The organism is Rhodanobacter ginsengiterrae (assembly GCF_050026815.1).
GTDB lineage: Bacteria > Pseudomonadota > Gammaproteobacteria > Xanthomonadales > Rhodanobacteraceae > Rhodanobacter > Rhodanobacter ginsengiterrae.
The window spans coordinates 1-21,530 of record NZ_JALBWO010000053.1 but is presented as its reverse complement, the minus strand read 5'-3'; the positions used below and the strand labels follow the sequence as shown (position 1 = coordinate 21,530).

24 protein-coding genes and 1 riboswitch are annotated in these 21,530 nt (G+C 64.6%); of the genes, 9 read left to right on the top strand and 15 right to left on the bottom strand.

The features are described 5' to 3' along the window. Positions 1 to 114: 114 nt before the first annotated feature. The 6 genes from ldcA to glyA all read right to left on the bottom strand — a co-directional run bounded on the left by ldcA (position 115) and on the right by glyA (position 6,400). A complete protein-coding gene (gene ldcA, locus ACQGNJ_RS08845; RefSeq protein ID WP_426688876.1) occupies positions 115 to 1,044 on the bottom strand; it encodes a muramoyltetrapeptide carboxypeptidase in 930 nt (309 codons plus the stop codon). Between the two features lie 82 nt (positions 1,045 to 1,126). After that, positions 1,127 to 2,218, bottom strand: a complete 1,092-nt coding sequence (gene ribBA, locus ACQGNJ_RS08840) for a bifunctional 3,4-dihydroxy-2-butanone-4-phosphate synthase/GTP cyclohydrolase II (protein ID WP_426688875.1) — start codon at positions 2,216 to 2,218, stop codon at positions 1,127 to 1,129. A gap of 167 nt (positions 2,219 to 2,385) precedes the next feature. Continuing rightward, positions 2,386 to 3,027, bottom strand: coding sequence for a riboflavin synthase (locus tag ACQGNJ_RS08835; protein ID WP_426688874.1), 642 nt, complete (start codon positions 3,025 to 3,027; stop codon positions 2,386 to 2,388). A 130-nt stretch (positions 3,028 to 3,157) separates the two neighbouring features. Continuing rightward, positions 3,158 to 3,338: riboswitch (FMN riboswitch) on the bottom strand. A gap of 108 nt (positions 3,339 to 3,446) precedes the next feature. Continuing rightward, positions 3,447 to 4,508, bottom strand: coding sequence for a bifunctional diaminohydroxyphosphoribosylaminopyrimidine deaminase/5-amino-6-(5-phosphoribosylamino)uracil reductase RibD (gene ribD, locus ACQGNJ_RS08830; protein WP_426689062.1), 1,062 nt, complete (start codon positions 4,506 to 4,508; stop codon positions 3,447 to 3,449). 32 nt (positions 4,509 to 4,540) lie between these two features. After that, positions 4,541 to 5,053, bottom strand: a complete 513-nt coding sequence (gene nrdR / locus ACQGNJ_RS08825) for a transcriptional regulator NrdR (RefSeq protein WP_426688873.1) — start codon at positions 5,051 to 5,053, stop codon at positions 4,541 to 4,543. Between the two features lie 93 nt (positions 5,054 to 5,146). Continuing rightward, on the bottom strand, positions 5,147 to 6,400 hold the full coding sequence (gene glyA / locus ACQGNJ_RS08820) for a serine hydroxymethyltransferase (protein WP_426688872.1): 1,254 nt from the start codon (positions 6,398 to 6,400) through the stop codon (positions 5,147 to 5,149). Between the two features lie 274 nt (positions 6,401 to 6,674). Here glyA and ACQGNJ_RS08815 point away from each other — a divergent pair, with 274 nt between their 5' ends. From ACQGNJ_RS08815 to pyrF, 4 genes are all read left to right on the top strand, one after another. Continuing rightward, positions 6,675 to 7,571: an NmrA family NAD(P)-binding protein gene (locus tag ACQGNJ_RS08815; protein WP_426688871.1), complete on the top strand. Its 897-nt coding sequence runs from the start codon at positions 6,675 to 6,677 to the stop codon at positions 7,569 to 7,571. Next, positions 7,568 to 8,185 carry a TetR/AcrR family transcriptional regulator gene (locus tag ACQGNJ_RS08810; RefSeq protein ID WP_426688870.1) on the top strand — a complete coding sequence of 206 codons (618 nt, stop codon included), beginning with the start codon at positions 7,568 to 7,570 and terminating at the stop codon, positions 8,183 to 8,185. Before ACQGNJ_RS08815 ends, ACQGNJ_RS08810 begins: the two co-directional genes overlap by 4 nt. Before the next feature lie 102 nt (positions 8,186 to 8,287). Further along, positions 8,288 to 9,955, top strand: coding sequence for an energy-dependent translational throttle protein EttA (gene ettA / locus ACQGNJ_RS08805; protein WP_426688869.1), 1,668 nt, complete (start codon positions 8,288 to 8,290; stop codon positions 9,953 to 9,955). Between the two features lie 137 nt (positions 9,956 to 10,092). Next, the gene (gene pyrF, locus ACQGNJ_RS08800; RefSeq protein WP_426688868.1) at positions 10,093 to 10,911 is read left to right on the top strand and encodes an orotidine-5'-phosphate decarboxylase; all 819 of its coding nucleotides are present in this window, start codon (positions 10,093 to 10,095) and stop codon (positions 10,909 to 10,911) included. 35 nt (positions 10,912 to 10,946) lie between these two features. On the opposite strand, the gene ACQGNJ_RS08795 is transcribed toward pyrF, so the two are convergent. Next, entirely contained in the window at positions 10,947 to 11,180 is a 234-nt protein-coding gene (locus ACQGNJ_RS08795; RefSeq protein WP_426689061.1) for a hypothetical protein, read from the bottom strand. Between the two features lie 202 nt (positions 11,181 to 11,382). Between ACQGNJ_RS08795 and ACQGNJ_RS08790 the strand changes: the two genes are divergently transcribed. Together ACQGNJ_RS08790 and ACQGNJ_RS08785 are read left to right on the top strand one after the other, a co-directional pair. Further along, a complete protein-coding gene (locus ACQGNJ_RS08790) occupies positions 11,383 to 11,652 on the top strand; it encodes a hypothetical protein (protein WP_426688867.1) in 270 nt (89 codons plus the stop codon). Positions 11,653 to 11,795: 143 nt separating this feature from the next. Continuing rightward, positions 11,796 to 12,026, top strand: coding sequence for a hypothetical protein (locus ACQGNJ_RS08785; RefSeq protein WP_426688866.1), 231 nt, complete (start codon positions 11,796 to 11,798; stop codon positions 12,024 to 12,026). A 108-nt stretch (positions 12,027 to 12,134) separates the two neighbouring features. Here the strand turns inward: ACQGNJ_RS08785 and ACQGNJ_RS08780 are convergent, their stop codons facing one another. The 5 genes from ACQGNJ_RS08780 to ACQGNJ_RS08760 form a co-directional block, all read right to left on the bottom strand. Next, positions 12,135 to 12,509 carry a hypothetical protein gene (locus tag ACQGNJ_RS08780; RefSeq protein ID WP_426688865.1) on the bottom strand — a complete coding sequence of 125 codons (375 nt, stop codon included), beginning with the start codon at positions 12,507 to 12,509 and terminating at the stop codon, positions 12,135 to 12,137. A gap of 261 nt (positions 12,510 to 12,770) precedes the next feature. Beyond that, positions 12,771 to 13,958 carry an acyltransferase family protein gene (locus ACQGNJ_RS08775; protein WP_426688864.1) on the bottom strand — a complete coding sequence of 396 codons (1,188 nt, stop codon included), beginning with the start codon at positions 13,956 to 13,958 and terminating at the stop codon, positions 12,771 to 12,773. A 90-nt stretch (positions 13,959 to 14,048) separates the two neighbouring features. Further along, positions 14,049 to 14,330 (bottom strand): DUF427 domain-containing protein, encoded by a 282-nt coding sequence (locus tag ACQGNJ_RS08770; protein ID WP_426688863.1) that lies wholly within the window; start codon positions 14,328 to 14,330, stop codon positions 14,049 to 14,051. A 1-nt stretch (position 14,331) separates the two neighbouring features. Further along, a complete protein-coding gene (gene def / locus ACQGNJ_RS08765) occupies positions 14,332 to 14,868 on the bottom strand; it encodes a peptide deformylase (protein ID WP_426688862.1) in 537 nt (178 codons plus the stop codon). Positions 14,869 to 14,947: 79 nt separating this feature from the next. Then, the gene (locus ACQGNJ_RS08760; protein WP_426688861.1) at positions 14,948 to 15,754 is read right to left on the bottom strand and encodes a DUF4197 domain-containing protein; all 807 of its coding nucleotides are present in this window, start codon (positions 15,752 to 15,754) and stop codon (positions 14,948 to 14,950) included. Between the two features lie 172 nt (positions 15,755 to 15,926). Between ACQGNJ_RS08760 and ACQGNJ_RS08755 the strand changes: the two genes are divergently transcribed. Next, positions 15,927 to 18,002, top strand: a complete 2,076-nt coding sequence (locus ACQGNJ_RS08755) for a carbon starvation CstA family protein (protein ID WP_426688860.1) — start codon at positions 15,927 to 15,929, stop codon at positions 18,000 to 18,002. A 10-nt stretch (positions 18,003 to 18,012) separates the two neighbouring features. Continuing rightward, positions 18,013 to 18,207 carry a YbdD/YjiX family protein gene (locus tag ACQGNJ_RS08750; protein WP_426688859.1) on the top strand — a complete coding sequence of 65 codons (195 nt, stop codon included), beginning with the start codon at positions 18,013 to 18,015 and terminating at the stop codon, positions 18,205 to 18,207. A gap of 76 nt (positions 18,208 to 18,283) precedes the next feature. Here the strand turns inward: ACQGNJ_RS08750 and ACQGNJ_RS08745 are convergent, their stop codons facing one another. The 3 genes from ACQGNJ_RS08745 to ACQGNJ_RS08735 form a co-directional block, all read right to left on the bottom strand. Further along, the gene (locus tag ACQGNJ_RS08745; RefSeq protein WP_426688858.1) at positions 18,284 to 18,451 is read right to left on the bottom strand and encodes a hypothetical protein; all 168 of its coding nucleotides are present in this window, start codon (positions 18,449 to 18,451) and stop codon (positions 18,284 to 18,286) included. After that, positions 18,448 to 20,160 carry a hypothetical protein gene (locus ACQGNJ_RS08740; RefSeq protein WP_426688857.1) on the bottom strand — a complete coding sequence of 571 codons (1,713 nt, stop codon included), beginning with the start codon at positions 20,158 to 20,160 and terminating at the stop codon, positions 18,448 to 18,450. The genes ACQGNJ_RS08745 and ACQGNJ_RS08740 overlap by 4 nt, the downstream gene beginning before the upstream one ends. A 273-nt stretch (positions 20,161 to 20,433) precedes the next feature. Next, positions 20,434 to 21,270: a hypothetical protein gene (locus ACQGNJ_RS08735; protein ID WP_426688856.1), complete on the bottom strand. Its 837-nt coding sequence runs from the start codon at positions 21,268 to 21,270 to the stop codon at positions 20,434 to 20,436. A gap of 80 nt (positions 21,271 to 21,350) precedes the next feature. On the opposite strand from ACQGNJ_RS08735, the gene ACQGNJ_RS08730 reads away from it, so the two are divergent. Further along, the coding region (locus ACQGNJ_RS08730) for a transposase (protein ID WP_426688855.1) at positions 21,351 to 21,530 on the top strand (180 nt) is incomplete at its 3' end.

The following is a 21,530-nucleotide window of genomic DNA, read 5'->3' as shown; positions in this document are numbered from 1 at the left end:
CAGATTTCCTTGGTTGGACGCACGGCCCATGCAGACTGGTCATTTTACGGGTTTGCCACCACTCCTGCTCGGTTGAGCTCCCTTCCCTGTTCGCAGGGGAGGGTTGCGACGGGGTCAAGCGCCAGACGGCAGATGCGGATAGCCGCCGAAATCCAGTCGAGCCTTGCCATCCGAGACACGCAACCGCGCCTGCGCACCGAACGGCAGGGTGAACTTGTCCGGTTCATGCCCGATCGGCAAACCGTCAATCAGCGGTATCCCGCCGGCCCGGCGGATCTGCGCGAAGCCGTCGGCCAGGCCGTAGCCGTTGTCGTAAGCACCGGGTCGGCACTGGCTGAAGTCGCCCAGCAGCAGCGCGCACTGGCGCCCCAGCACGCCGGACAGGTGCAACTGGTACAGCAGGCGCTCGATGCGGAACGGCGGTTCGCCGACATCCTCGACGAACAGGATGCCGCCCTCGATCTGCGGGAAGTACGGCGTGCCGATCAGGCTGCACAGCAGCGCCAGGTTGCCGCCCCACAGCGGGCCTTCGACATCCAGTTCGGTATCCGCGGTCGTTGGCCACTCCACCTCGCTGGAGGGCGCCCGCACCGTGTCCCAGAAGTGCTGCCAGGTGAAATCGCTGGGCGTGGCCGCACCGAAGTCGGCGCCGAGCATCGGTCCGCTGAAGGTGGTCAGGCCACTTTTCGCATGCAGGGCCAGTTGCAGTGCGGTGAAGTCGCTGTGGCCGACCAGCAGGGTGTTGCTGCCGGCCAGCCGCTCGCGCAGCGCGTCGTAGTTCAGCCCGGCCAGCAAGCGCGTGGCGCCGTAGCCGCCACGTATCGCCAGCGCAATATCCGGCAAGTTGTCGAGGGTGGCCAGCGCGTTGAGGTCGGCTGCGCGTTCGGCGTCGCTGCCGGCGTAGCGCTGCTCGCTGCGCTCGAGCACCTCCAGCCCACTCACGCTGCAACCCGCCGCCTGCAGGCGTTCGACCCCGCGCGTCATCGCCGCGCGATCGTGCGGGTAGCCGGAGGGGGCGATCAGGCGGATGCGCGTTTCGGACATGGACGTGGTCGGTGAAGGAAAGCTGGATTATGCGACAGCGGCATGGCGCAGCCATGACCCGGCGATGGCTGGCAGCGGCGGATCAGACGTACTCGACGACCTCCAGATCAAAGCCGGCCAGACCGACCAGCTTGCGCGGCGTGCCCAGCACGCGCAGCTTGCGCACGCCGAGATCGCCCATGATCTGGGCGCCCAGTCCCAGCTGGCGCCATTCCTGCTGCTGTGCATCTTCCGGCGGCTGGCTGCTCGGCTGACCCTGCAGGCGGGCCAGCAGTGCCTCGGGCGTGTCTTCGCCGGACAGCACCAGCAGCACGCCGCGACCCTCGTCGGCGATCCGGCGCAGTGCGGAGGTCACGGTGAGGCCGAGGTCGTCGCGCTTGAGGTGCAGCACGTCGGACAAGGTGTTGCGCACGTGCACGCGCGACAACACCGGCGCGCCGTCATCGACCTTTCCGCGCACCAGCGCGAAGTGCAGGCCCCGGCGAATCACGTCGCGATAGGCGACCAGCCGGAACGGGCCGAACTCGGTTTCCACCGCTTCCTCGTGCACCCGCTGCACGGTCTTCTCGGTTTCCAGGCGATAGCGGATCAGTTCGGCGATGCTGCCGATCTTCAGGCCATGCTTGCGCGCGAAGATCTCCAGCTCCGGACGCCGCGCCATCGAGCCGTCCTCGTGCAGGATCTCGATCAGCACCGCCGACGGCTCCAGCCCGGCCAGCGCCGCCAGGTCGCAACCGGCCTCGGTGTGGCCGGCGCGGGTCAATACGCCACCGGGCTGCGCGGTGAGCGGAAAGATGTGGCCGGGCTGGGCCAGATCCTGCGGTTTCGCATCGGACTTCACCGCCACCTGGATGGTGCGCGCGCGGTCGTGCGCCGAGATGCCGGTGGTGACGCCCTCGGCCGCCTCGATCGAGACGGTGAAGTTGGTGTGGTACGACGAAGTGTTGTCGCTGACCATCGGTTTCAGGCCAAGCTGGCGCGTGCGCTGCTCGGTCAGGGTGAGGCACAGCAGGCCACGCGCCTCGCGCACCATGAAGTTGACGTCCTCTGGCCGCACCATCTGCGCTGCCATGATCAGGTCGCCCTCGTTCTCGCGGTCTTCGTCGTCCAGAATCACCACCATGCGGCCGGCGCGGATGTCTTCGAGGATTTCGGGAATGGTGTTGAAGCTCATCGATAGTCCTTGGGCAGGATGTTCCCCCTCCCCTGCTCGCAGGGGAGGGTTGGGGTGGGGTTCGCTCTTGATCTGATCTTTCAAATCAAGAGCCTTACCCCCTCACCTAAAGGCTTCCTTTCAGTCACCGAGCTCCCCCTGCAAAGCAGGGGGGAGGAGATGAAAGATCAGGCGAAGCCGTGTTGCTTCAGAAAGTTTTCGTCCAGCCGCGGCGCTTCACCACTGGCCAGCAGCCGCTCGACATAGCGTGCGATCACGTCCACCTCGATGTTCACCGCATCGCCGACGCGACGCGCGTGGAACGCGGTGTGCTCGACCGTGTGCGGGATCAGGTTGACGCCAAATCGTGACCCGGCCACTTCATTGACGGTGAGGCTGGTACCGTCGATGCAGACCGAGCCTTTCGCGGCGATGTAGCGTGCGATCGATGCCGGCACCTCGAAGGTCCAGCGCTGCGAGCGGCCGTCGGGGGTGATCGAAACCACCCTGCCCAGGCCATCGACGTGGCCGGAAACCAGGTGCCCGCCAAGCCGGTCGGCCAGCCGCAAGGCCTTCTCCAGGTTCACCGGATCGCCGGCCTTCAGCTGGCCCAGCGAGGTCAGCGACAGCGTTTCGTTGGAGACGTCGGCGCTGAAGCCGCGGGCGTCCCGTGTGATCGCGGTAAGGCAGACACCGGAGACCGCGATCGAATCGCCGAGCTGCACATCGGCCAGATCGAGATCGGTAGTATCGACATGCAGCCGCACGTCGCCGCCGCGCGGTTCGAGCCGCACGATGCGACCTACCGTCTGGATGATGCCGGTGAACATCAGCGCACCTCCGATCGGAGGGCGATGGATCGCCTGGGTGCATGGCTTTTCATGAAACGTATCCCGCGTGGTGTGGGCGAGTACGCCTCCAGGCATGCGGCCAGACGCAGGGCCGCGAGGCCGTGCGTCGTGCCGTCTTCTCTTTATCCGGACTGTGAGAAAGCGGTTGCCCGCTTCCAACCGTCGGCTCCGGCATCTGACCGGATCTGCTGACCTTCCGGCATCGCCGGAAGCGCTCGCGGGCTCGTTGTCGGGCGTGAGCCTTCCAACCTACCGCCGGTGGGGAATTCCGCCCCGCCCTGAAGACGCTGTGCATGGTTGTCGACCGAGGCCGACGGCGAATTCTAGCACCGCCGCGGTGTGCGCTCGCATGACGCCACGGCGAATGCAGTGTTCGCCAGCGCGCACCACCGGGTCGATCAGGCTGATCGCAGCTGCAGCCGCCAGTCCGCGCCAAGCTGGCGCTGGTCCCGCACCTTGAGCTGCCAGCGCTGCGCCATGTCGGCAATCGTGGGCAATTGCAGCAACGGGCGGGCGCTGTCGCCCAGCAGCAGCGGCGCGACGTACAGCAGCAATTCGTCGACCAGGCCAGCGGCGAACAGCGCGCCGCACAAGCTGGGACCGGCCTCGACATGCACCTCGTTGCAGCCACGGCCGGCCAGCAGGCCGAGCACCGCGTGCAGGTCGACCGCTTCGCCCCGTGTCGCCACGACCGTTCGCTCGACTCGCGCGAAACGATCGTCCGTACAGGATGCGGAGGCGCCGTGCAGCACCAGGGTGGGCGTGGCACCGTCCAGCACATGGCTGCCGGAAGGCGTGCGCAGTTGCCGATCCAGCAGCACGCGCAACGGCGGGCTGAACTCCTGGTCCCCGGGCAGCCGTACGGTGAGTCGCGGGTTGTCGGCCAGCACCGTGCCGCTGCCGCTGAGGATCGCCGAACTGCGCGCGCGCCAGCGCTGCACGTCGGCACGCGCCGCTTCGCCGGTGATCCACTTCGACTCGCCATTGGCCAATGCAGTGCGACCGTCCAGGCTCATCGCCAGCTTCACCCGCACGAACGGGCGGCCACGTTCGATGCGGCTGAAGAAACCGATATTGAGTTCGCGTGCGGCCTCACGCAGCAAGCCGGTTTCGACCGTGATGCCGGCCGCGCGCAGCTTGTCGATACCGCGACCGTTGACCTGCGGGAACGGATCCTCGCCGGCGATCACCACGCGGCGCACGCCCGCGGCGATCAACGCATCGGCACACGGCGGCGTGCGGCCGTGATGCGCGCAGGGTTCCAGCGTCACATAAGCCGTGGCGCCGCGCGCCGACTCGCCCGCTTCGCGCAGCGCGAAGACCTCCGCATGCGGCTCGCCGGCACGCTGGTGAAAGCCTGTGCCGACCACGTCGTAGCCATGCGCGATGACGCAGCCGACCCGCGGATTCGGCTGGGTCGTGAACAGACCACGCCCGGCCAGGCGCAGCGCCTGCGCCATGTGGGCGTGATCAACCGCCGAAAAGGAATCCGTCACTTGCCTTCGCGCTTGCCGCCACCGAGCAGGGGCAGCTGCAGATCGGCCAGTCCCGGCAGGTCGCGCTCGAGCCGCTCGATCTCTTCGCGGAAGGCCTGCACGTCCTCGAACTTGCGATAGACCGAGGCGAAGCGCACGTAGGCCACCTGGTCGAGGTTCTTCAGTTCGCGCATCACCAGTTCGCCGAGCTGGCGCGACGGCACTTCACGTTCGCCGCTGCGGCGCAGGTCATTGATGATGGCGCGCACCGAGGAGTCCACGTCGTGGCTGGCCACCGGGCGCTTCTGCAACGCGCGCTCGAAACTCACCCGCAACTTGCGCTCATCGAAGGCTTCGCGCCGCTCGCCACTCTTCACGATCGTCGGCAGTTTCAACTCCGCCGTCTCGAACGTGTTGAAGCGCTCGCCGCACTGCTCGCACTCGCGCCGACGACGCACGCTGCTGCCATCCTCGGTGAGGCGCGAGTCGATCACGCGGGTGTCTTCGTGCTGGCAGAAGGGGCAATGCATGGGTCAGGAGTGAGAGTAGAGAAGTGAGTAACGAGAGAAAAGCATCAACGCCGGCTTTCTCTCACTTCTCACTCCTCTTCACTCACTTCTCGCTCAGCCATACACCGGAAATTTCTTGCACTGCGCCGTCACTGCGTCGCGAACGCGTGCAATCACCGCCTCGTCGTCCGGCGCATCCAGCACGTCGCAGATCCAGTGCGTCAGCTCGATGCAATCCGCTTCCAGGTAACCGCGGGTGGTGACGGCCGGCGTGCCCACGCGCAGGCCGGAGGTGACGAACGGCTTGCGCGGATCGTTCGGCACGGCGTTCTTGTTGACGGTGATGTGGGCCTTGCCCAGCGCTTCCTCGGCGGCCTTGCCGGTGACTTCCTTGCCGATCATGTCGACCAGCATCAGGTGGTTCTCGGTGCCGCCGGAGACGATCTTGTAGCCGCGTTCGATGAACACCCTGGCCATCGCCTTGGCATTCTTCGCCACCTGGGTCTGGTACATCTTGAACGCCGGCTCCAGCGCTTCCTTGAACGCCACCGCCTTGGCCGCGATCACGTGCATCAACGGGCCACCCTGGATGCCGGGGAACACGATCGACTGCAGCTTCTTCTCGATCTCTTCGCCAGCGCCTTTCGCCACGATGATGCCGCCGCGCGGGCCGCGCAGGGTCTTGTGGGTGGTCGAGGTGACCACATGCGCATGCGGCAGCGGGCTCGGGTACACGCCGGCGGCGACGAGTCCGGCCACGTGTGCCATGTCGACGAAGAACAGCGCACCGACCGAATCGGCGATCCGGCGCATGCGCGCCCAGTCGACCACCTGCGAGTAGGCACTGAAGCCGCCGACCAGCATCTTCGGTTGGTGCTCGGTGGCCAGGCGCTGCACTTCGTCGTAGTCGATCAGGCCGTTCTCGTCGACGCCGTACTGCACCGCGTTGAACAGCTTGCCGCTGATGTTGACCTTGGCGCCATGGGTGAGATGGCCGCCATGCGCGAGGCTCATGCCCAGAATGGTGTCGCCCGGTTGCAGCAGCGCCAGGTACACCGCCTGGTTCGCCTGCGAGCCGGAATGCGGCTGCACGTTGGCGTAGTCGCAGTCGAACAGCTGCTTCAGCCGCTCGATCGCCAGCTTCTCGGCCACGTCGACGTACTCGCAGCCACCGTAGTAGCGCTTGCCCGGATAACCCTCGGCGTACTTGTTGGTGAGCTTCGACCCCTGCGCTTCCATCACCCGCGGACTGGCGTAGTTTTCCGAGGCGATCAACTCGACGTGATCTTCCTGGCGCCGGCCTTCATCGGCAATGGCCTTGGCCAGTTCGTCGTCGTAACCGGCAATCGTGCAGTCCTTGGGGAACATTCTGACCTCGTGAAGAGCGGGCGGGGAAGTCCGAAAGTGTAGCCCCGACGGGCGTTTCGGGCCACTAACGGCGTCAGGCATGCGCTTGGTTTGAATAATTGACTGACAGATATTGAAATCTGTCAGTCAATTATCTAACATCGACACGCGTCGACGGAGCCCCCGGGCCGACCTGGCAACCGGCAACGGCCTTCCCTGCACTCGCGATGGCGCCCGACAGCCAGCACGACATCGCTGGACACCATCCATCCCTCCCTTCTTCGAGGAACATCACATGTACGCCATCATGGGCATCACCGGCCAGGTCGGCAGCGCCGCCGCGAAGTACCTGCTGGAGCGCGGGGAGCGCGTGCGCGGCATCGTGCGCAACAAGGCAAAGGCCGCAGTCTGGGCCGCCCGCGGCGCCGAACTCGTCGTCGCCGACTGGTCGGACGCCGAGGCATTGGGCGCGGCATTCACCGGCGTCGAAGGCGTGTTCGTGATGCTGCCGGCCAACTTCACTCCCGATGCAGACTTCGCCGAACCGCGCGCCCTGATCGACACGCTGACCGCCGCCCTGCGCAAGGCACAGCCGCCGAAGATCGTGGCGCTGTCGTCGATCGGCGCCCATCAGGAACGCGACCTGGGGCTGATCACCCAGCTGCATCTGCTGGAACAGGCGCTGGACGCGCTGCCGATGCCGCGCGCCCACGTGCGTGCCGCGTGGTTCATGGAAAACCTGCGCTGGGATGTCCCACTGGCGCAATTCGAGGGCCGGCTTGCCAGCCACCTGCAGCCGCTCGACCGCCCGATACCGATGGTCTCCACCGACGACGTGGGTCGCACCGTCGCCAACACGCTCGAGGAAACCTGGTTCGGTCGCCGGGTGATCGAGGTGGAGGGTCCGCGACGCTACAGCCCGTTCGACATGGCGCAGTCGCTGGCCGCCGTACTGGAGCACGACGTGGAGACGATCGCGATATCGCGCGAGCAATGGGCGGCGCGCTTCGTGGACGAGGGCATGCCGGCCGATCGCAGCGCACCGCGCATCGCCATGCTGGACGGTTTCAACAGCGGCTGGATCGGCTTCGAGAAGCGTTCAACGGAACACGTCTGCGGCCGGATTCCGCTGGGTTACGTGGCGGACGAACTCGTCTGCGCCACGCTCGATGTGCTTGAATCGGCGGCATGAACGACTCCGTCCTCACCCCCGAACGCATCCTCGCCGCCGCTGAGGATGTCCTGCGCCGCTACGGTCCCGGCAAGGCGACCGTGGTCGACGTGGCACAGGCGCTCGGGGTCAGCCACGGCAGCGTGTACCGGCATTTCGCCAGCAAGGCGGCGCTGCGCGAGGCGGTGCTGCGCGGCTGGCTGGCGCGATCGATGGCGCCACTGCAGGCGATCGCCCACGGCCGCACGCCGCCGCCGGCGCGCCTGCGCCAGTGGTTTTCCGCCCTGCGCCAGGCCAAGCGTGACAACGTGCTGGGCGACCCCGAGCTGTTCGCCACCTACAGCGCGCTGGCGGCGGAGGCCGGAGAGGCGATCGCCGAGCACAAGGGGCGCATGCAACAGCAGATCGCCTCGATCATTGCCGCCGGCGTGGCCAGCGGCGACTTCCGAGAGCTCGATCCGGACGCCGCCGCACGAGCCCTGTTCGATGCCACGGCGCGCTTCCACTACCCGGGGCTTTCCCACCTGTGGAACCAGCCTGGTGAAGATGTAGCGTTCACCCAACTGCTCGACCTGCTGCTGGCCGGCTTGGCCCCGGCGCCCGCTCCGCCACGACGGCGCAAGTCGGCAAGCTGAACCACGGAACGCCGCCACAAGCCGCTATAATGTGCGGTTTGACGAATTCCCCTTTCCGTGTCGACCGCTGCAAGCGGCGCGGCGCCCGCCTTCGGAGGTTGCATGAGCTCGCAGTACATCTTCACCATGAACGGGGTCAGCAAGACCGTCCCGCCGAAGCGCCAGATCATCAAGGACATCTCGCTCAGCTTCTTCCCCGGCGCCAAGATCGGCCTGCTCGGCGTCAACGGCGCGGGCAAGTCCACCGTGCTGCGGATCATGGCCGGCGTGGATACCGACTTCCAGGGCGAGGCACGCGCGCAGCCGGGCACCAAGATCGGCTACCTGGCGCAGGAGCCGGACCTGAATCCGGCCAAGACCGTGCGTGAAGTGGTCGAGGAAGGCGTTTCCGAGATCCTCGATGCGCAGAAGCGGCTGGAAGAGGTCTACGCCGCCTACGCCGAGGAAGGCGCGGATTTCGACAAGCTGGCCAAGGAACAGGAAAAGCTCGAGAACCTGCTGGCCGCCAACGACGCCCACGCGCTGGAGCGCCAGCTGGAAGTGGCCGCCGACGCGCTGCGCCTGCCGGCCTGGGACGCGATCATCGGACCGTTGTCCGGTGGCGAGAAGCGCCGCGTTGCGCTGTGCCGCCTGCTGCTGTCCAAGCCGGACATGCTGCTGCTGGACGAACCGACCAACCATCTGGACGCCGAGTCGGTGGACTGGCTGGAGAAGTTCCTGCACGACTACCCCGGCACCGTGGTGGCGGTCACCCATGACCGCTACTTCCTCGACAACGCCGCCGAGTGGATCCTCGAACTCGATCGCGGCCGCGGCATTCCGTGGAAGGGCAACTACACCGAGTGGCTGGAGCAGAAGGATGCCCGCCTGAAGCAGGAAGCCAGCTCCGAGAAGTCGCGACAGAAGGCGATCGCCAAGGAACTGGAGTGGGTACGTTCGGCTGCCAAGGGCCGCCAGTCCAAGGGCAAGGCCCGCCTGGCCCGCTTCGAGGAACTGAACTCGGTCGACTACCAGCGCCGCAACGAGACCAATGAGATCTTCATCCCGCCGGGCGAGCGCCTGGGCCAGGAGGTGATCGAGTTCAAGAACGTGACCAAGTCGTTCGGCGACCGCGTGCTGATCGAGGATCTTTCGTTCAAGGTGCCGCCAGGCGCGATCATCGGCGTGATCGGCCCGAACGGCGCCGGCAAATCCACCCTGATGAAGATGATCATGGGCAAGGAAACGCCGGATTCGGGCGAGGTCAAGATGGGCCTTACCACCAAGCTGGCGTATGTCGACCAGTCGCGCGACGCGCTCGATCCGAAGAACAACGTGTGGCAGGAAGTCTCCGGCGGTTCGGACATCATCACCATCGGCAACTTCGAGATCCAGTCACGCGCCTACATCGGCCGCTTCAACTTCAAGGGCACCGACCAGCAGAAGATCGTCGGCAACCTGTCCGGTGGTGAGCGCGGCCGCCTGCACATGGCCAAGACGCTGCTGCAGGGCGGCAACGTGCTGCTGCTCGACGAACCGTCCAACGACCTGGACGTGGAAACCCTGCGCGCGCTGGAAGATGCGCTGCTCGAATTCCCCGGCTCGGCGATCGTGATCTCGCATGACCGCTGGTTCCTCGATCGCATCGCCACCCACATCATCGCGTTCGAGGGCGACTCGCACGTGGAATTCTTCCCCGGCAACTACAACGAATACGAAGCGGACAAGAAGCGCCGCCTCGGCGACGAAGGCGCCCGCCCGCACCGCGTGAAGTACAAGAAGCTGGTGTAACGCCCTTGCTCCCTCCCCTGCGTCGCAGGGGAGGGTTGGGGTGGGGTCGCTCTTGATCTTCAAGTCAAAAGCTTTACCCCCTCCCGACCTCCCCCTGCGAGCAGGGGGAGGAGCAAACCGGCCCAACGGAGATCACGATGCACTTCATGCAGTCATTGCAAAAGGCCTGGACCGACCACGACTCGCTGGTCTGCGTCGGCCTCGATCCGGAACCGGCGAAATTCCCCGCGCATCTGCGTGACACGCCCGATGCGGTGTTCGCGTTCTGCGCCGCGATCGTCGACGCCACCGCCGACCTGGTCTGCGCGTTCAAGCCGCAGATCGCGCACTTCGCCGCGCTGCGTGCCGAAGACACGCTGGAGCGGCTGATCGCCCATATCCACGACAAACACCCCTGCGTGCCGGTGATCCTCGACGCCAAGCGCGGCGACATCGGCTCCACCGCGCAGCACTACGCGACCGAGGCATTCGAGCGCTATCGGGCCGATGCGGTCACCCTGAATCCCTACCTCGGCCGCGACTCGATCCAGCCTTTCCTCGATCACGCCGACAAGGGCGTGATCCTGCTTTGCCGTACCTCCAACCCGGGCGGTGCGGATTTCCAGGCGCTGGATTGTAGTGGCCTGCCGCTGTATCTGCGCGTGGCCGAAACCATCGCGCGCGACTGGAATGCGCACGGCAACTGCGCGCTGGTCACCGGCGCCACCTGGCCTGAGGAATTGGGCAAGGTGCGCGCGCTGGTTGGGGAGATGCCGCTATTGGTACCGGGGATTGGCGCCCAGGGCGGCGACGTGGAAGCGGTGCTTCGGCACGGCCGCACGAGCCACGGCAACGGCCTGCTGATCAGCTCGTCACGGGCGATTCTCTACGCCAGCCATGATCAGGACTTCGCGCTGGCCGCGCGGGCCGCCGCCAGCGAATTGCGCGATACCATCAATCGTCATCGGTACAACTGAAAGAATCATGCGCCGGCAGACTGCCGGCGCATCGGTTACACCGCAGCGGACTTCGCCGCGTGCAGCATCTTCGTTTTCAGGTCCAGCGCATCGGCCGCATCAAGCAAGGCCCGCGCGAAACTGCGCACCTCGGCTGGCCGCAGCGCATACCAATTGCCGCTCTTGCCGATCTCGGCCACGTTGCGACCCGCGCGCGACACGCAATGCGGCCGGAAAATCACCATGCCGGTCAGCGATTCCGAACTGATGTCGGCGGAGACGATCTGCATGTGGGTTTCATCTTCTTTCTTCACCGAACTTCTCCTGGGCGGGATTCCGCCCCGGCCCTACTTTACGCTATCGAAAATTCATTCGATGTTTCGTCTGCGTCAGGACCATTGCGACCGCTGTAACCTTTGAGGCCTGCCCCGGGTCCGCGGCATGCACCTCGCGATCGCGAAGTACAGCATCCCCACTAAAGGAAGGCAGCGCATGTCCGAACCGACTGATGTCCGCATGGAAGACTGGAACCGCCTGCAACGGGAACCGGCCAGGCCCGACCCGATTCCGCGCGCACAAGGCCTGCTGATCACCGATGCACAGGGCCACGACCGCATCCTGATCGGCGCACCGGCGCCGGCCAGCAAGGACCGCACGCGCAAGGATGATGCCTCCGACGGCATCATCTTCCTCGGCAAGACCGGTGCCGATAGCCTCGCACTCGGGCAGCTCCCCACGCTGCATATCGACGGCAAGACCTAAAAGCGCCGGGGCGATGACTACAACTACGGCATCACGCTCTACGACACCAAGGGCAGCGAGCGCGGCGGCCTGGCTTCCATGGGCACCGGACGCGTCGGGCTGGCGTTGGACCATTCCACGCCCCGTACGAGGCCATCGGCCTGATGATCGATGACCAAGAGAATTTTGCCGGGATGTACATCAACTACGGCGATCCCAAGGCGCGCGACGCCGCCATCGAATGGGGCACCGACGCCAACAGCGCCCACGTCCAGCTCAATGGCAAGGATGGCCTGCCGCGTGCCAAGCTGGACCTCGACGGGACCAGCAAGCCTGCATGGAAGTTCGATGACGCGGCATCGGCGGCGAAAAGTGCTGCCAGCGGGCAGCATTGACCCAAACGCCGGCTGCGGAGGAACTCGGCCTCGGACGGCCTTTGGCATCACGCGAGGAAACCAACGGGTATCGGGCAAAGCCACACGCATGCTCGTTGACCGTCAAGCTCAGCGCACGTGCAACCAGTACACCTGGGTGCCATGGGCTTCGTCATCCGCACGACGACCAGCGCGCGCGTCTGCCACCGTACCCCAGCGCGAGCGCACATCGCCACCGTCCGCCTGCACATAATCGATGCGAACGTTCTCGCCTTGCGGGATGAGGAAATTCGCCTCGAAAACCAGCACGCCACCGCTCTCGTACACCAGGGTGGCCGGCCGCGTCACAGCGGCGCCCCAGCCCACATGCACTTCACAGGCCACGCGCTCGAACACCCCGCGATTGTCCAGATTCCAACCTTCGGTCTTTTCCAGCAGCGATTTCAGGTCCGGATTTTCCCAGTTGACCCGATGTCTTGACGGAGGTGGCTTGTGATGGTTCATGGTGCTGCTGCGCCGTACCTCACTCGCTCTTCGGAAAAGTCGCGGGTTGCCATGATCCGCAGCGTTACGGGAAGTGTCGGTTCTGCGGCACCCGGGCCAACGGAACCGGCCGTCCTCCCTGCAGAACCTACTCGTGCTTGGATAAAGATGGCGTTCACGCCTCCGCTGGCAGTAACCACACGCGGGATCGGTGGGTCAGGCTGCGGCATCCGGAGTCCTGCAACAGACCACCCGGACACGGCAGTTTCGCGTCATGAACGTTCAGGAAGCAGGCGTCGGCGCGGGTCTCGCGCGGCCGCTTTCCATCAGCCGCGCCCGCAGCCAGCGCTCGCACGGCAGCGACAGCCAACGCTCGACGGCCATGCCCAGCAGCCAGCACAACGGCAGCGCCAGCAGATACCAGAGCCAGCCGGAGCGCGGATCGCCGCCGGCGAATCTGAACAGGCGCACCATCGCGAAGACCACGAACATGTGGCTGAGATAGATCTCATAGCTCAGACGTCCCGATGAGCGCAGCCAGCCCAGGGTCCGCCAGGGACGCCAGTCGCCGCGGCGCTGGCGTTGCTCGCAGGCCAGCAGCAGGCACAGCGCGGAAAGCGCCAGCAGCAGCATGTAGCCATCGCGCAGCAGATGCCACATCAGCGCACCGTCGATCGTCGTCGCCAGCAGACCGATCGCGCCGAGCCAGCCCAGCAAGACGATCGTGCGGGCCGGCAGTGTCCGCGAACGCGCGGCCAGCAACGCACCGAGCACGCCGATCGCGATCGCCGACATGCCCGGCAGGTAGGCTTTCTCCTGCCAGATCTCGTTGCCGCGCAAGGCGGCGTGCGTCCACGGCATCGACAGCGCGAGCACGGCCAGCAGCGGCACCAGCACCCGGCGCCGGCGCGTCAGCAGACACGCCAGCGGAAAGCCGATGTAGAACACTTCCTCGATCGACAGCGACCACAACACGTCCCAGTTGCCCGGCAGGTAACCGGTGCGCCCCTCGTACCAGTTCAGATGCAGGCCGATGACCGCCCGGATCGCGCCCGGCAGCGACTGGCCCGGGCGACTGATCGTGTAATCCGGCACCGCCAGCAGGTGCAATACGGCGAGCACGGCAATCAGCGCGACCAGGCAGGGCACGATGCGGGCGAAGCGCCGCGCATAGAAAGCACGCAGGTCGATCCGCTCCAGGCCGCCCCAGCGTTGCAGTGCGTTGCCGGCAATCAGGAACCCGGAGATGACGAAGAACACGAACACGGCCTCGTAGCCGTTGTAGTTCAACCGGCTCAGGAACCACGGCGGCAGCACATCGGCCAGCGCGGTCTTCTTCAGCGGGATGCGCAGGCCGAGATGATTGAGGATGACGAACAGGATGGACAGGCCGCGCAGCAGGTCGATGCCGGGATTGCGGCGTGCCGACGCAGGCAGCGCACTTTTCCCGTCAATCAGCAGCGGCTGCATGGATTGAATCGATGGCATCGGCCGCCCTGTCGTCAAAGAGCAGCATCATCCATGCACAGGCGTCGCCGCATCAATGCCGGCGCGCGGGAATCACGCGATGACTTCCACCCCGCGCCAGAATGCCACGCGGCCCTTGATCTGGCTGGCGGCCTCTTTCGGGGTCGGGTAATACCACGCGGCATTGGCATTCACCTCGCCATCCACGATCACGTCGTAGTAGCTGGCGGTGCCTTTCCATGGGCAGATGCTCTGGTGATCGTTCGCCCGAAAGTGGCTCTTGATCAATGCATCGGCGGGAAAATAGTGATTGCCTTCGACCACGACGGTGTCGTCGCTTGCGGCCAGGACGGTGCCTTTCCAGATCGCCCGCATGTCAGTCGTCTCCCAGTTCCTGGCCCGGAAACAGCACATCGGTATAGCCGAAGTGGCTGAAGTCGGTGATGCGCGAGGGGTACAGCCGGCCGATCAGGTGATCGCACTCATGCTGCACCACGCGGGCATGGAAGCCTTCGGCGGTACGCTCGATGCGCCGGCCTTGCGGATCGATGCCTTCGTAGCGGATCAGCGAGTAACGGTTCACCGCGCCGCGCAGGCCGGGCACCGACAGGCAGCCTTCCCAGCCTTCTTCCATGTCCTGCGACAACGGCGTGATCACCGGGTTGAGCAGGATCGTGCGCGGCACCGCCGGCGCATCGGGATAACGTTCGTTGCGGTCGAAACCGAAGATCACCAGCTGCAGGTCGACGCCGATCTGCGGCGCGGCCAGCCCGACGCCGTCGGCGGCGTGCATGGTGTCGAACATGTCGGCGATCAGCGCGTCGAGTTCGGCGCTGCCCAGCATCGCCGTTGGTACCAGCGGGGCGATACGCAGCAGGCGCGGATCGCCCATCTTCAGGATTTCACGGATCATGTTGGAGCCTCGCGCAGGGGATCTTCCCCCTTTCCTGTGGCCTTGGCCGCTGCGGTACAAGGCCAGGCCGGCCTGCCGTTCAGTGACCGCCGAACACCTTCTTCAGCAGATCGGTGGTGCGGGCACCCGGGTTGTGGCGGATCGACTGCTCCTGGTCACCGATCTCGGTGAACAGTCCGTCCAGCGTCTTCGATGTCACATAGTCATCCAGATCCAGCGGGCTGCCGCCCTTGTTCGACTTGCCGCCCCCCAGCGAGCCCAGCGAACCGAGCGCCGCACCGAGTCCGCCGCCACCGCTGCCGGAGGTGAACGCCTTGTACTTCTGGGTGACGCCCACGCTGTCGGTGGCCCTGGCCACGATCGGGTGGATCCGCGCGGTCAGCGCGTCGCCGGCCACGCGCCGGAAGAAGTCGGTAGCCGCGTGATCGCCGCCGGTGAGAATGCCGCGGGCATCGTCCAGGGTCATCTTGCGGATCGCATCGCCGAAGATCTGCGCCACCTGGGGCACCGCTTTCTCGGCCGCGCGGTTCATGCTCAACTCGAACGCGTCCACCTTGGCACCCTGGCCCAGTTGCCGCGCCAGCTTGCCCGCCTGTTCCAGCTTGCCCGGCAGCGGAATGCGCACCTTGCTGTTGTTCCAGAAGCCGCCGTCGCGGCCGAGGCTGTTGATCGCGTTGGTGGTGCCCTTGGCCAGCGCCTCCTTCAGCCCGGCGGCGATGTCGCTGGTGGGCAGGTTGCTGCCCCGTTGCGACGAGCTGGCGCCGTGCGTCGACTGCTTGACCTTGTCCAGCAGATCCTTGAACTGGCCCGCGCCCAGCGCCGTCAGCGGCAGTACCGCTGCCGCGAGAGCAAGGCCGAGCAGACCGTGGCGAACTGCAATGCGCATGGCGAATTCCTTGTGATCGACCGTGCGGCCAGTGTAGCCCCGCCACCGCGCCCTGACGCGACGCCGCGACCGGCGCTATTCGACCAATGGCTAATGCCGCAGGGCCGGTTTTGGGATTGACCGCCGTGGCATACGGGCAGACCCTTGGGCAGCCACCCAGGAGAGCGCATCCATGCAAGCCGCCGTCATGCCCAAGCCCAGCCCGGCCAGCAAGATATTGTGGGTCGCCATCGCCATCGTTGGCGCATTCTGTCTTGGCGTGGTGGCGCTCAGGCGCGGCGAGCCGATCAACGCGATCTGGCTGGTGGCCGCTTCCATTTCGATCTTCGTGATCGGCTACCGCTTCTACGGCAAGTTCATCGAGCACTCGGTGCTCCGGCTGGACCCGACCCGCGCACCGCCCTCGGTGTTGCGCAACGACGGGCTCGACTACGTGCCCACCGACAAGTGGGTGGTGTTCGGCCACCATTTCGCCGCCATCGCCGGCGCCGGCCCGCTGGTCGGCCCGGTACTGGCCGCGCAGATGGGTTATCTGCCCGGCACGTTGTGGATCCTGTTCGGCGTGGTGTTCGCCGGCGCGGTGCAGGACTTCATGATCCTCGGCCTGTCGCTGCGTCGCGATGCGCGTTCACTCGGCCACATGCTGCGCGAGGAGCTCGGCCCGGTGCCCGGCATCGTGGCGATGGTCGGCGTGCTGGTGTTGATGATGATCGTGCTGGCGGTGCTGGCGCTGGTGGTGGTCAAGGCGCTCACGCACAGCCCGTGGGGCACCTTCACCGTGGCCTGCACCATTCCGATCGCGTTCCTGATGGGCGGCTACATGCGCTGGTTCCGGCCGGGGCGGATTCTCGAAGTCTCGCTGATCGGCCTGGTGCTGCTGCTGGCGTCGATCGCGTTCGGCAAGAACGTGGCCGATTCCGCCACGCTGGCGCCGCTGTTCGATTTCGATGCCAAGTCGCTGGCCTGGCTGCTGATCGGTTACGGCTTCTTCGCCTCGGTGCTGCCGGTATGGCTGCTGCTGGCGCCGCGCGACTACCTTTCCACCTTCCTCAAGATCGGCACCATCGCCCTGCTGGCACTGGCGATCTTCCTGTCCGCGCCGCTGCTGCAGATGCCCGCGGTGACGAAGTTCATCGATGGCAGCGGCCCGGTATTCGCCGGCAACCTGTTCCCGTTCCTGTTCATCACCATCGCCTGCGGCGCGGTCTCCGGCTGGCACTCGATCATCGCCTCCGGCACCACGCCCAAGCTGCTGGCCAACGAAGGTCAGGCACGCCTGGTCGGCTACGGCGGCATGCTGATGGAGGCCTTCGTGGCGATCATGGCGCTGATCGCCGCCACCTCGCTGCACCCCGGCGTGTACTTCGCGATGAACGCGCCCAGTGCGATCATCGGCGACACCGTGCAGCAGGCCGCCACCACGATCAGCCAGTGGGGCTTCGTGGTGACGCCGGATGAGTTGATTCAGACGGCCAAAAATATCGGCGAATCCAGCATCCTCAGCCGCGCCGGCGGCGCCCCGACGCTGGCGGTGGGCATGGCCCAGCTGCTGCACAACATCATCCCCGGCGGCGGCATGATGGCGTTCTGGTACCACTACGCGATCCTGTTCGAAGCGCTGTTCATCCTCACCACCGTCGACGCCGGCACCCGCGTGGGCCGCTTCATGATCCAGGAAATCGCCGGCCTGATGCACAAGCCGCTGCAGGAAACCACCTCGTGGACCGGCAACCTGCTGGCCACCGCAATCTGCGTGGCGCTATGGGGCTACTTCCTCTACCAGGGCGCGGTCGATCCACTCGGCGGCATCAACACGCTATGGCCGCTGTTCGGCATCGCCAACCAGATGCTCGCCGCGATCGCCCTGATGCTGGCCACCGTGGTGGTGGTGAAACTCAAGCGCCAGCGCTACGTACTTGTGCCGGGCATCCCCGCGCTGTGGCTGATCATCTGCACGCTCACCGCCGGCTACCAGAAACTGGTCGGCCCGATCAGCTTCACCGCCGCCGCCAACAAGTACAGCGCCGCCATGCAGCAAGGCCAGCTGCTGGCACCGGCCAAGACCGAAGCCGCCATGCAGCAGATCGTCACCAACAACTACGTCGACATGGCCCTCACCGGCCTGTTCATGGCGCTGATCGTGGTGATGGTGCTGTTCTGCCTGCGCGCCCTGCTGCGAGCCTGGAAGATCGATCGCCCCACCGCGCACGAAGAGCCCTATGTGGCGCTGAGCAGCGTGGCCAGCTGAGGAAGCCGTGATGACCACGACCTTCCGGTCCGTACGCAAGTGGGCGGTACAAACCGCCCGCCTGTGCTGCGGCATCCCCGACTACGACGTCTACCTGAAACACCTGCGCGAGCACCATCCGGAACGCAAGGTGCCCAGCTACGACGAGTTCTTCCGCGAGCGGCAGGAGGCGCGGTACAAGGGCGGTGGGGGGCGGTGTTGTTGATGGGCGACTACGGACCACCTTCAACCCGAAGCGACTGCTGCAGTATCTGAATCTGTGCTCGTTCAGCCGATCAGACTCAGCCGCCGAATGCCCGCACCACATCTATCGTCGCAGCCCGATGATTGCCGCGCAGATCGTGACCGGCAGAGGTCGACCCTCTGCTGTCGTTCGACGAATCAACATCGATTCCCCAAAACGGTCGTTCGCCAAAACCGCTCCTAAGTGCGTAGCGTTTTTCGCTCATGGATTTAGATCGCCCGCTCCGAGGGCGAGCAGAATCGTGTCAAAGCTCTTGTCGCATTGGCCCGCGAGATCCTTGAAGTGAGCCCTTAGTGTTCCGTACGCCGCACGCGCCTCATACTCTTCCTTGTTCTTCTCCTCGACGGAGCTGTGCGCCTTCAGGATGCTGCGCAGAGCATGAAGCCTGCTAAGCGGCTTGAGGAGTGCCTTGGCGTCATCGACAGTTTTTCCTGATGCAACAAGGATTTCTGCAATCACGCGCAGAGAGGCCCAACTTGCATCTGCTTTTCCTCCCCTATCCTCTAATAGCTTTCGCAACGGTTTGAGCTGAAATCCCTCAACGAGCAACTGATCGAAGGCCAAGATTTCGTTGGCCCATTCAAGGGTCGAATCCGTTGCAGGGTAGCGCGCAGCATCTATCTGAGCTTCGCCTCGTGGCTGCCACCAATCAAATGGCGCGGCATTGAGTTTCCCAATCTTGTACTTCAGGAGATGGAGCGGGTCGTACTCAGAGCTGAACTCGCCGAGGATGTCGTTTTCGTGCGCCCGCTTAGATATTGTTCCCTTCGGCCACTCGTTGAACGATTGCCAGTAGCGCTGCTCTTCGATCGGGAGGCGGGCCAGGTCGCCAATATAGGCATGCACCTGGCCGGCTTCATTGATGTCGTAGCTCTTGAGATACCAAGCGTTGCGGCAACTGATGGACCGGTCATCAAGGCTGTACTTCTCGGGGTCTGCCTTGAAGCGGTGCAAGACATCAGGGCGGAAGAATGCGGGTGAAATCTCCCAGGGCAGGTCCGATTTCTGGAAGTAGTTTGAGAGGGACTCCGGGGCACACGACGTTTCAACTTCGACGCCGCTCTTGCGGTCGAATATCTTGAACGTGGCGTATTCCTTTTTCCTCGTCGGGTTTGATTCCTCTTTCCAGTCGTCGATAAGTTGCTCCAGCGGAATGGTGGAGCGGACGATCATCCGGCCGTTGACGTAGCTGGCATTTCCGATGCTGCCGCCGTGATAGAAGAGGTCGGGGGCCTTGCGTTCGATGCGCGGATGGTCGCCCCAGCCGTTGAACGCTCCTGATTTGAAACGGGTGAAATCGAAAAAGTAGACCAGCGCCATGTCCGCGAGAGTCATGTATGTGGAGATATCCTTGGCGAGGATCGTGACTGCGGTGAGGCTCTCCCGACCCGGGCTAAGTTCGGTGCGTATTACACGAATAACGTCCTCGATGTCCCCGCGATCATCCAGCCGGCAGTACGCGTTGCGTTCCCGCACGAAATGCAGGCCGAGCGCATGCACGAGCTTCTGGCTCAGTTCGACCGGGCTTTCGCCCTTTTGCACACCGGTGAATGAGCGGCGAAAGACGAGCTTCTCGCCACCCAACAGCGATTTCCCTGAGCGCAACGGCGCTTCGAGGTAGACGCGGTGGCCTTCGCCGCCTCCGTAGCTCTTCTGGATGACCCAACTTTCATCTGTCTGCACGAAGGTGTGCATAAGGTCTTTCTGGTCCGCAGGAGTGACTTGCTTCAGCGGCGCGAGTACGGCGTGGATGAGCGTGGCGGGGCCACTGGCAAAGATCACAATTTCTTCGCACTGCGCGTTCTCCTTCAGGAATGCGACAGAGTCCTCGGCTGCGATCAGCCAATCCGTTTCGCTGGCGGCGGGCGCTTGGGAGACGGCCGTCAGGGCCTCAATGTTGAATTGTCGCGCCATCACGTGCCTCCATTCAGATTCTGCGCTTGCAGCCTACCGCAATGCAGGCGCTAGCTTCCTGCCGCTTGTGTCCGCTTCCAGAGGCAACGGAGCAAGTTGATTAGCCCGTGCTATTGGGAGGAAGAGAGCGCCCGCTCATTCTTAGAGAAACCGTTCTGGGGTTGCATGAGGCCTTTTGCACCTCAGACGTTCAGGACTGCAAGTAGCGGCGTTGCTTCCGGTGGATCGCTCCTAGAAGCATCGACGCGCATGCAGCGAGGCCACATGACAGGTCTATCTTCTAGGTTTCAGACGAGGTCGGATCTCCCAAATTTTTGCATCTAGCTGCGCCATGTACTTCCGGAACGTCGGATCGTGCATCGCCTTTCGAATTCCTGTCGCCCGGATCGCTGCGGGCTCGCCACCCCGTGCAATGCGCTCCTGCTGTATACGGTCGGCGTCTGATCCGGGCACGATAGTGGCACCGACAGCGACTTCTAACGATGCCACTCGTATCCATCTCCGTGACAAAGCGTCTAAGCCGTGAAAGTTCTTCTTGATCGCGAAGGATATGATCGAGGCAAGCGTCAGCAGCCGAGCAATTGCGGGAGGATGTGACCTTTTAGGCACCTCTACCCATTCGATGCTCTTGGGCTTGATGAACACCGCTGCTGTCAAGGCTCCTGTCGATATCAGAGCGGCGAGCACACGCTGGAAAACTTGCTGTTCATAGGCGGAAAGATTCTCTGCCTCCGTCACGCCCCATAACTTGCTCAGCAGGTGAGTCATAGCGATGCGGCATAGGGTCAGGCCCAGAATGTCGGCGTCACGCTCTAAGGCCTGCCCGATGAGCCAATCTCCGTCCCAATCAATAGCATCGTCCTCGGAATTCTCCGCGTGGGCACGCTTTGGGTATTGAGATCGATGCCCAGCGACGTGATGCCCGGCCTCGTGCCCAGTGAAGAATGCAACTGCCGCAAAATACAGGAAAGAGCTGAGCGAAGTTTTGAAGCCGCCAGAAAGAGGTTTCTCGGCAAGAAGACGTCGCATGAGCTCGGTATCGATGAGTTCCGGAAAAGACGCCGCGAAACGCTCAGCTACGCTATCGATTCGATCACGAAGAAGCACCATTAGACCTTCGCTCAGAATGGGTTCACCCCCGATTTCACGGACACTTACGAGAAGGCCGATGCGGCCGATGAGGAGTGTTCATGTCGAAGCGAAGAAAATTCAGCAGCGAGTTCAAGCGTGGCGCGGTTGAACAAGCTAATCAGCCGGGCGTCAGTTGTGCCCAAGTGGCTCGGGAACTGGGGATCCGGGATAGCCTGTTGACCCGCTGGAAGCGCGAGTCCGAGAGCCAGGGCAAGAGCGCCTTTGCCGGCACGGGAACG

Bases quoted from the DNA above. Each gene is read 5' to 3' on its own strand.
- ldcA (WP_426688876.1), bottom strand. From the start codon at position 1,044: ATGTCCGAAACGCGCATCCGCCTGATCGCCCCCTCCGGCTACCCGCAC.
- ribBA (WP_426688875.1), bottom strand. From the start codon at position 2,218: ATGAGCTTCAACACCATTCCCGAAATCCTCGAAGACATCCGCGCCGGC.
- ACQGNJ_RS08835 (WP_426688874.1), bottom strand. From the start codon at position 3,027: ATGTTCACCGGCATCATCCAGACGGTAGGTCGCATCGTGCGGCTCGAA.
- ribD (WP_426689062.1), bottom strand. From the start codon at position 4,508: ATGGCGCAGGCGCTGCGCCTGGCCGGGCGTGGTCTGTTCACGACCCAG.
- nrdR (WP_426688873.1), bottom strand. From the start codon at position 5,053: ATGCATTGCCCCTTCTGCCAGCACGAAGACACCCGCGTGATCGACTCG.
- glyA (WP_426688872.1), bottom strand. From the start codon at position 6,400: ATGTTCCCCAAGGACTGCACGATTGCCGGTTACGACGACGAACTGGCC.
- ACQGNJ_RS08815 (WP_426688871.1), top strand. From the start codon at position 6,675: ATGTACGCCATCATGGGCATCACCGGCCAGGTCGGCAGCGCCGCCGCG.
- ACQGNJ_RS08810 (WP_426688870.1), top strand. From the start codon at position 7,568: ATGAACGACTCCGTCCTCACCCCCGAACGCATCCTCGCCGCCGCTGAG.
- ettA (WP_426688869.1), top strand. From the start codon at position 8,288: ATGAGCTCGCAGTACATCTTCACCATGAACGGGGTCAGCAAGACCGTC.
- pyrF (WP_426688868.1), top strand. From the start codon at position 10,093: ATGCACTTCATGCAGTCATTGCAAAAGGCCTGGACCGACCACGACTCG.
- ACQGNJ_RS08795 (WP_426689061.1), bottom strand. From the start codon at position 11,180: ATGCAGATCGTCTCCGCCGACATCAGTTCGGAATCGCTGACCGGCATG.
- ACQGNJ_RS08790 (WP_426688867.1), top strand. From the start codon at position 11,383: ATGTCCGAACCGACTGATGTCCGCATGGAAGACTGGAACCGCCTGCAA.
- ACQGNJ_RS08785 (WP_426688866.1), top strand. From the start codon at position 11,796: ATGATCGATGACCAAGAGAATTTTGCCGGGATGTACATCAACTACGGC.
- ACQGNJ_RS08780 (WP_426688865.1), bottom strand. From the start codon at position 12,509: ATGAACCATCACAAGCCACCTCCGTCAAGACATCGGGTCAACTGGGAA.
- ACQGNJ_RS08775 (WP_426688864.1), bottom strand. From the start codon at position 13,958: ATGCAGCCGCTGCTGATTGACGGGAAAAGTGCGCTGCCTGCGTCGGCA.
- ACQGNJ_RS08770 (WP_426688863.1), bottom strand. From the start codon at position 14,330: ATGCGGGCGATCTGGAAAGGCACCGTCCTGGCCGCAAGCGACGACACC.
- def (WP_426688862.1), bottom strand. From the start codon at position 14,868: ATGATCCGTGAAATCCTGAAGATGGGCGATCCGCGCCTGCTGCGTATC.
- ACQGNJ_RS08760 (WP_426688861.1), bottom strand. From the start codon at position 15,754: ATGCGCATTGCAGTTCGCCACGGTCTGCTCGGCCTTGCTCTCGCGGCA.
- ACQGNJ_RS08755 (WP_426688860.1), top strand. From the start codon at position 15,927: ATGCAAGCCGCCGTCATGCCCAAGCCCAGCCCGGCCAGCAAGATATTG.
- ACQGNJ_RS08750 (WP_426688859.1), top strand. From the start codon at position 18,013: ATGACCACGACCTTCCGGTCCGTACGCAAGTGGGCGGTACAAACCGCC.
- ACQGNJ_RS08745 (WP_426688858.1), bottom strand. From the start codon at position 18,451: ATGAGCGAAAAACGCTACGCACTTAGGAGCGGTTTTGGCGAACGACCG.
- ACQGNJ_RS08740 (WP_426688857.1), bottom strand. From the start codon at position 20,160: ATGGCGCGACAATTCAACATTGAGGCCCTGACGGCCGTCTCCCAAGCG.
- ACQGNJ_RS08735 (WP_426688856.1), bottom strand. From the start codon at position 21,270: ATGGTGCTTCTTCGTGATCGAATCGATAGCGTAGCTGAGCGTTTCGCG.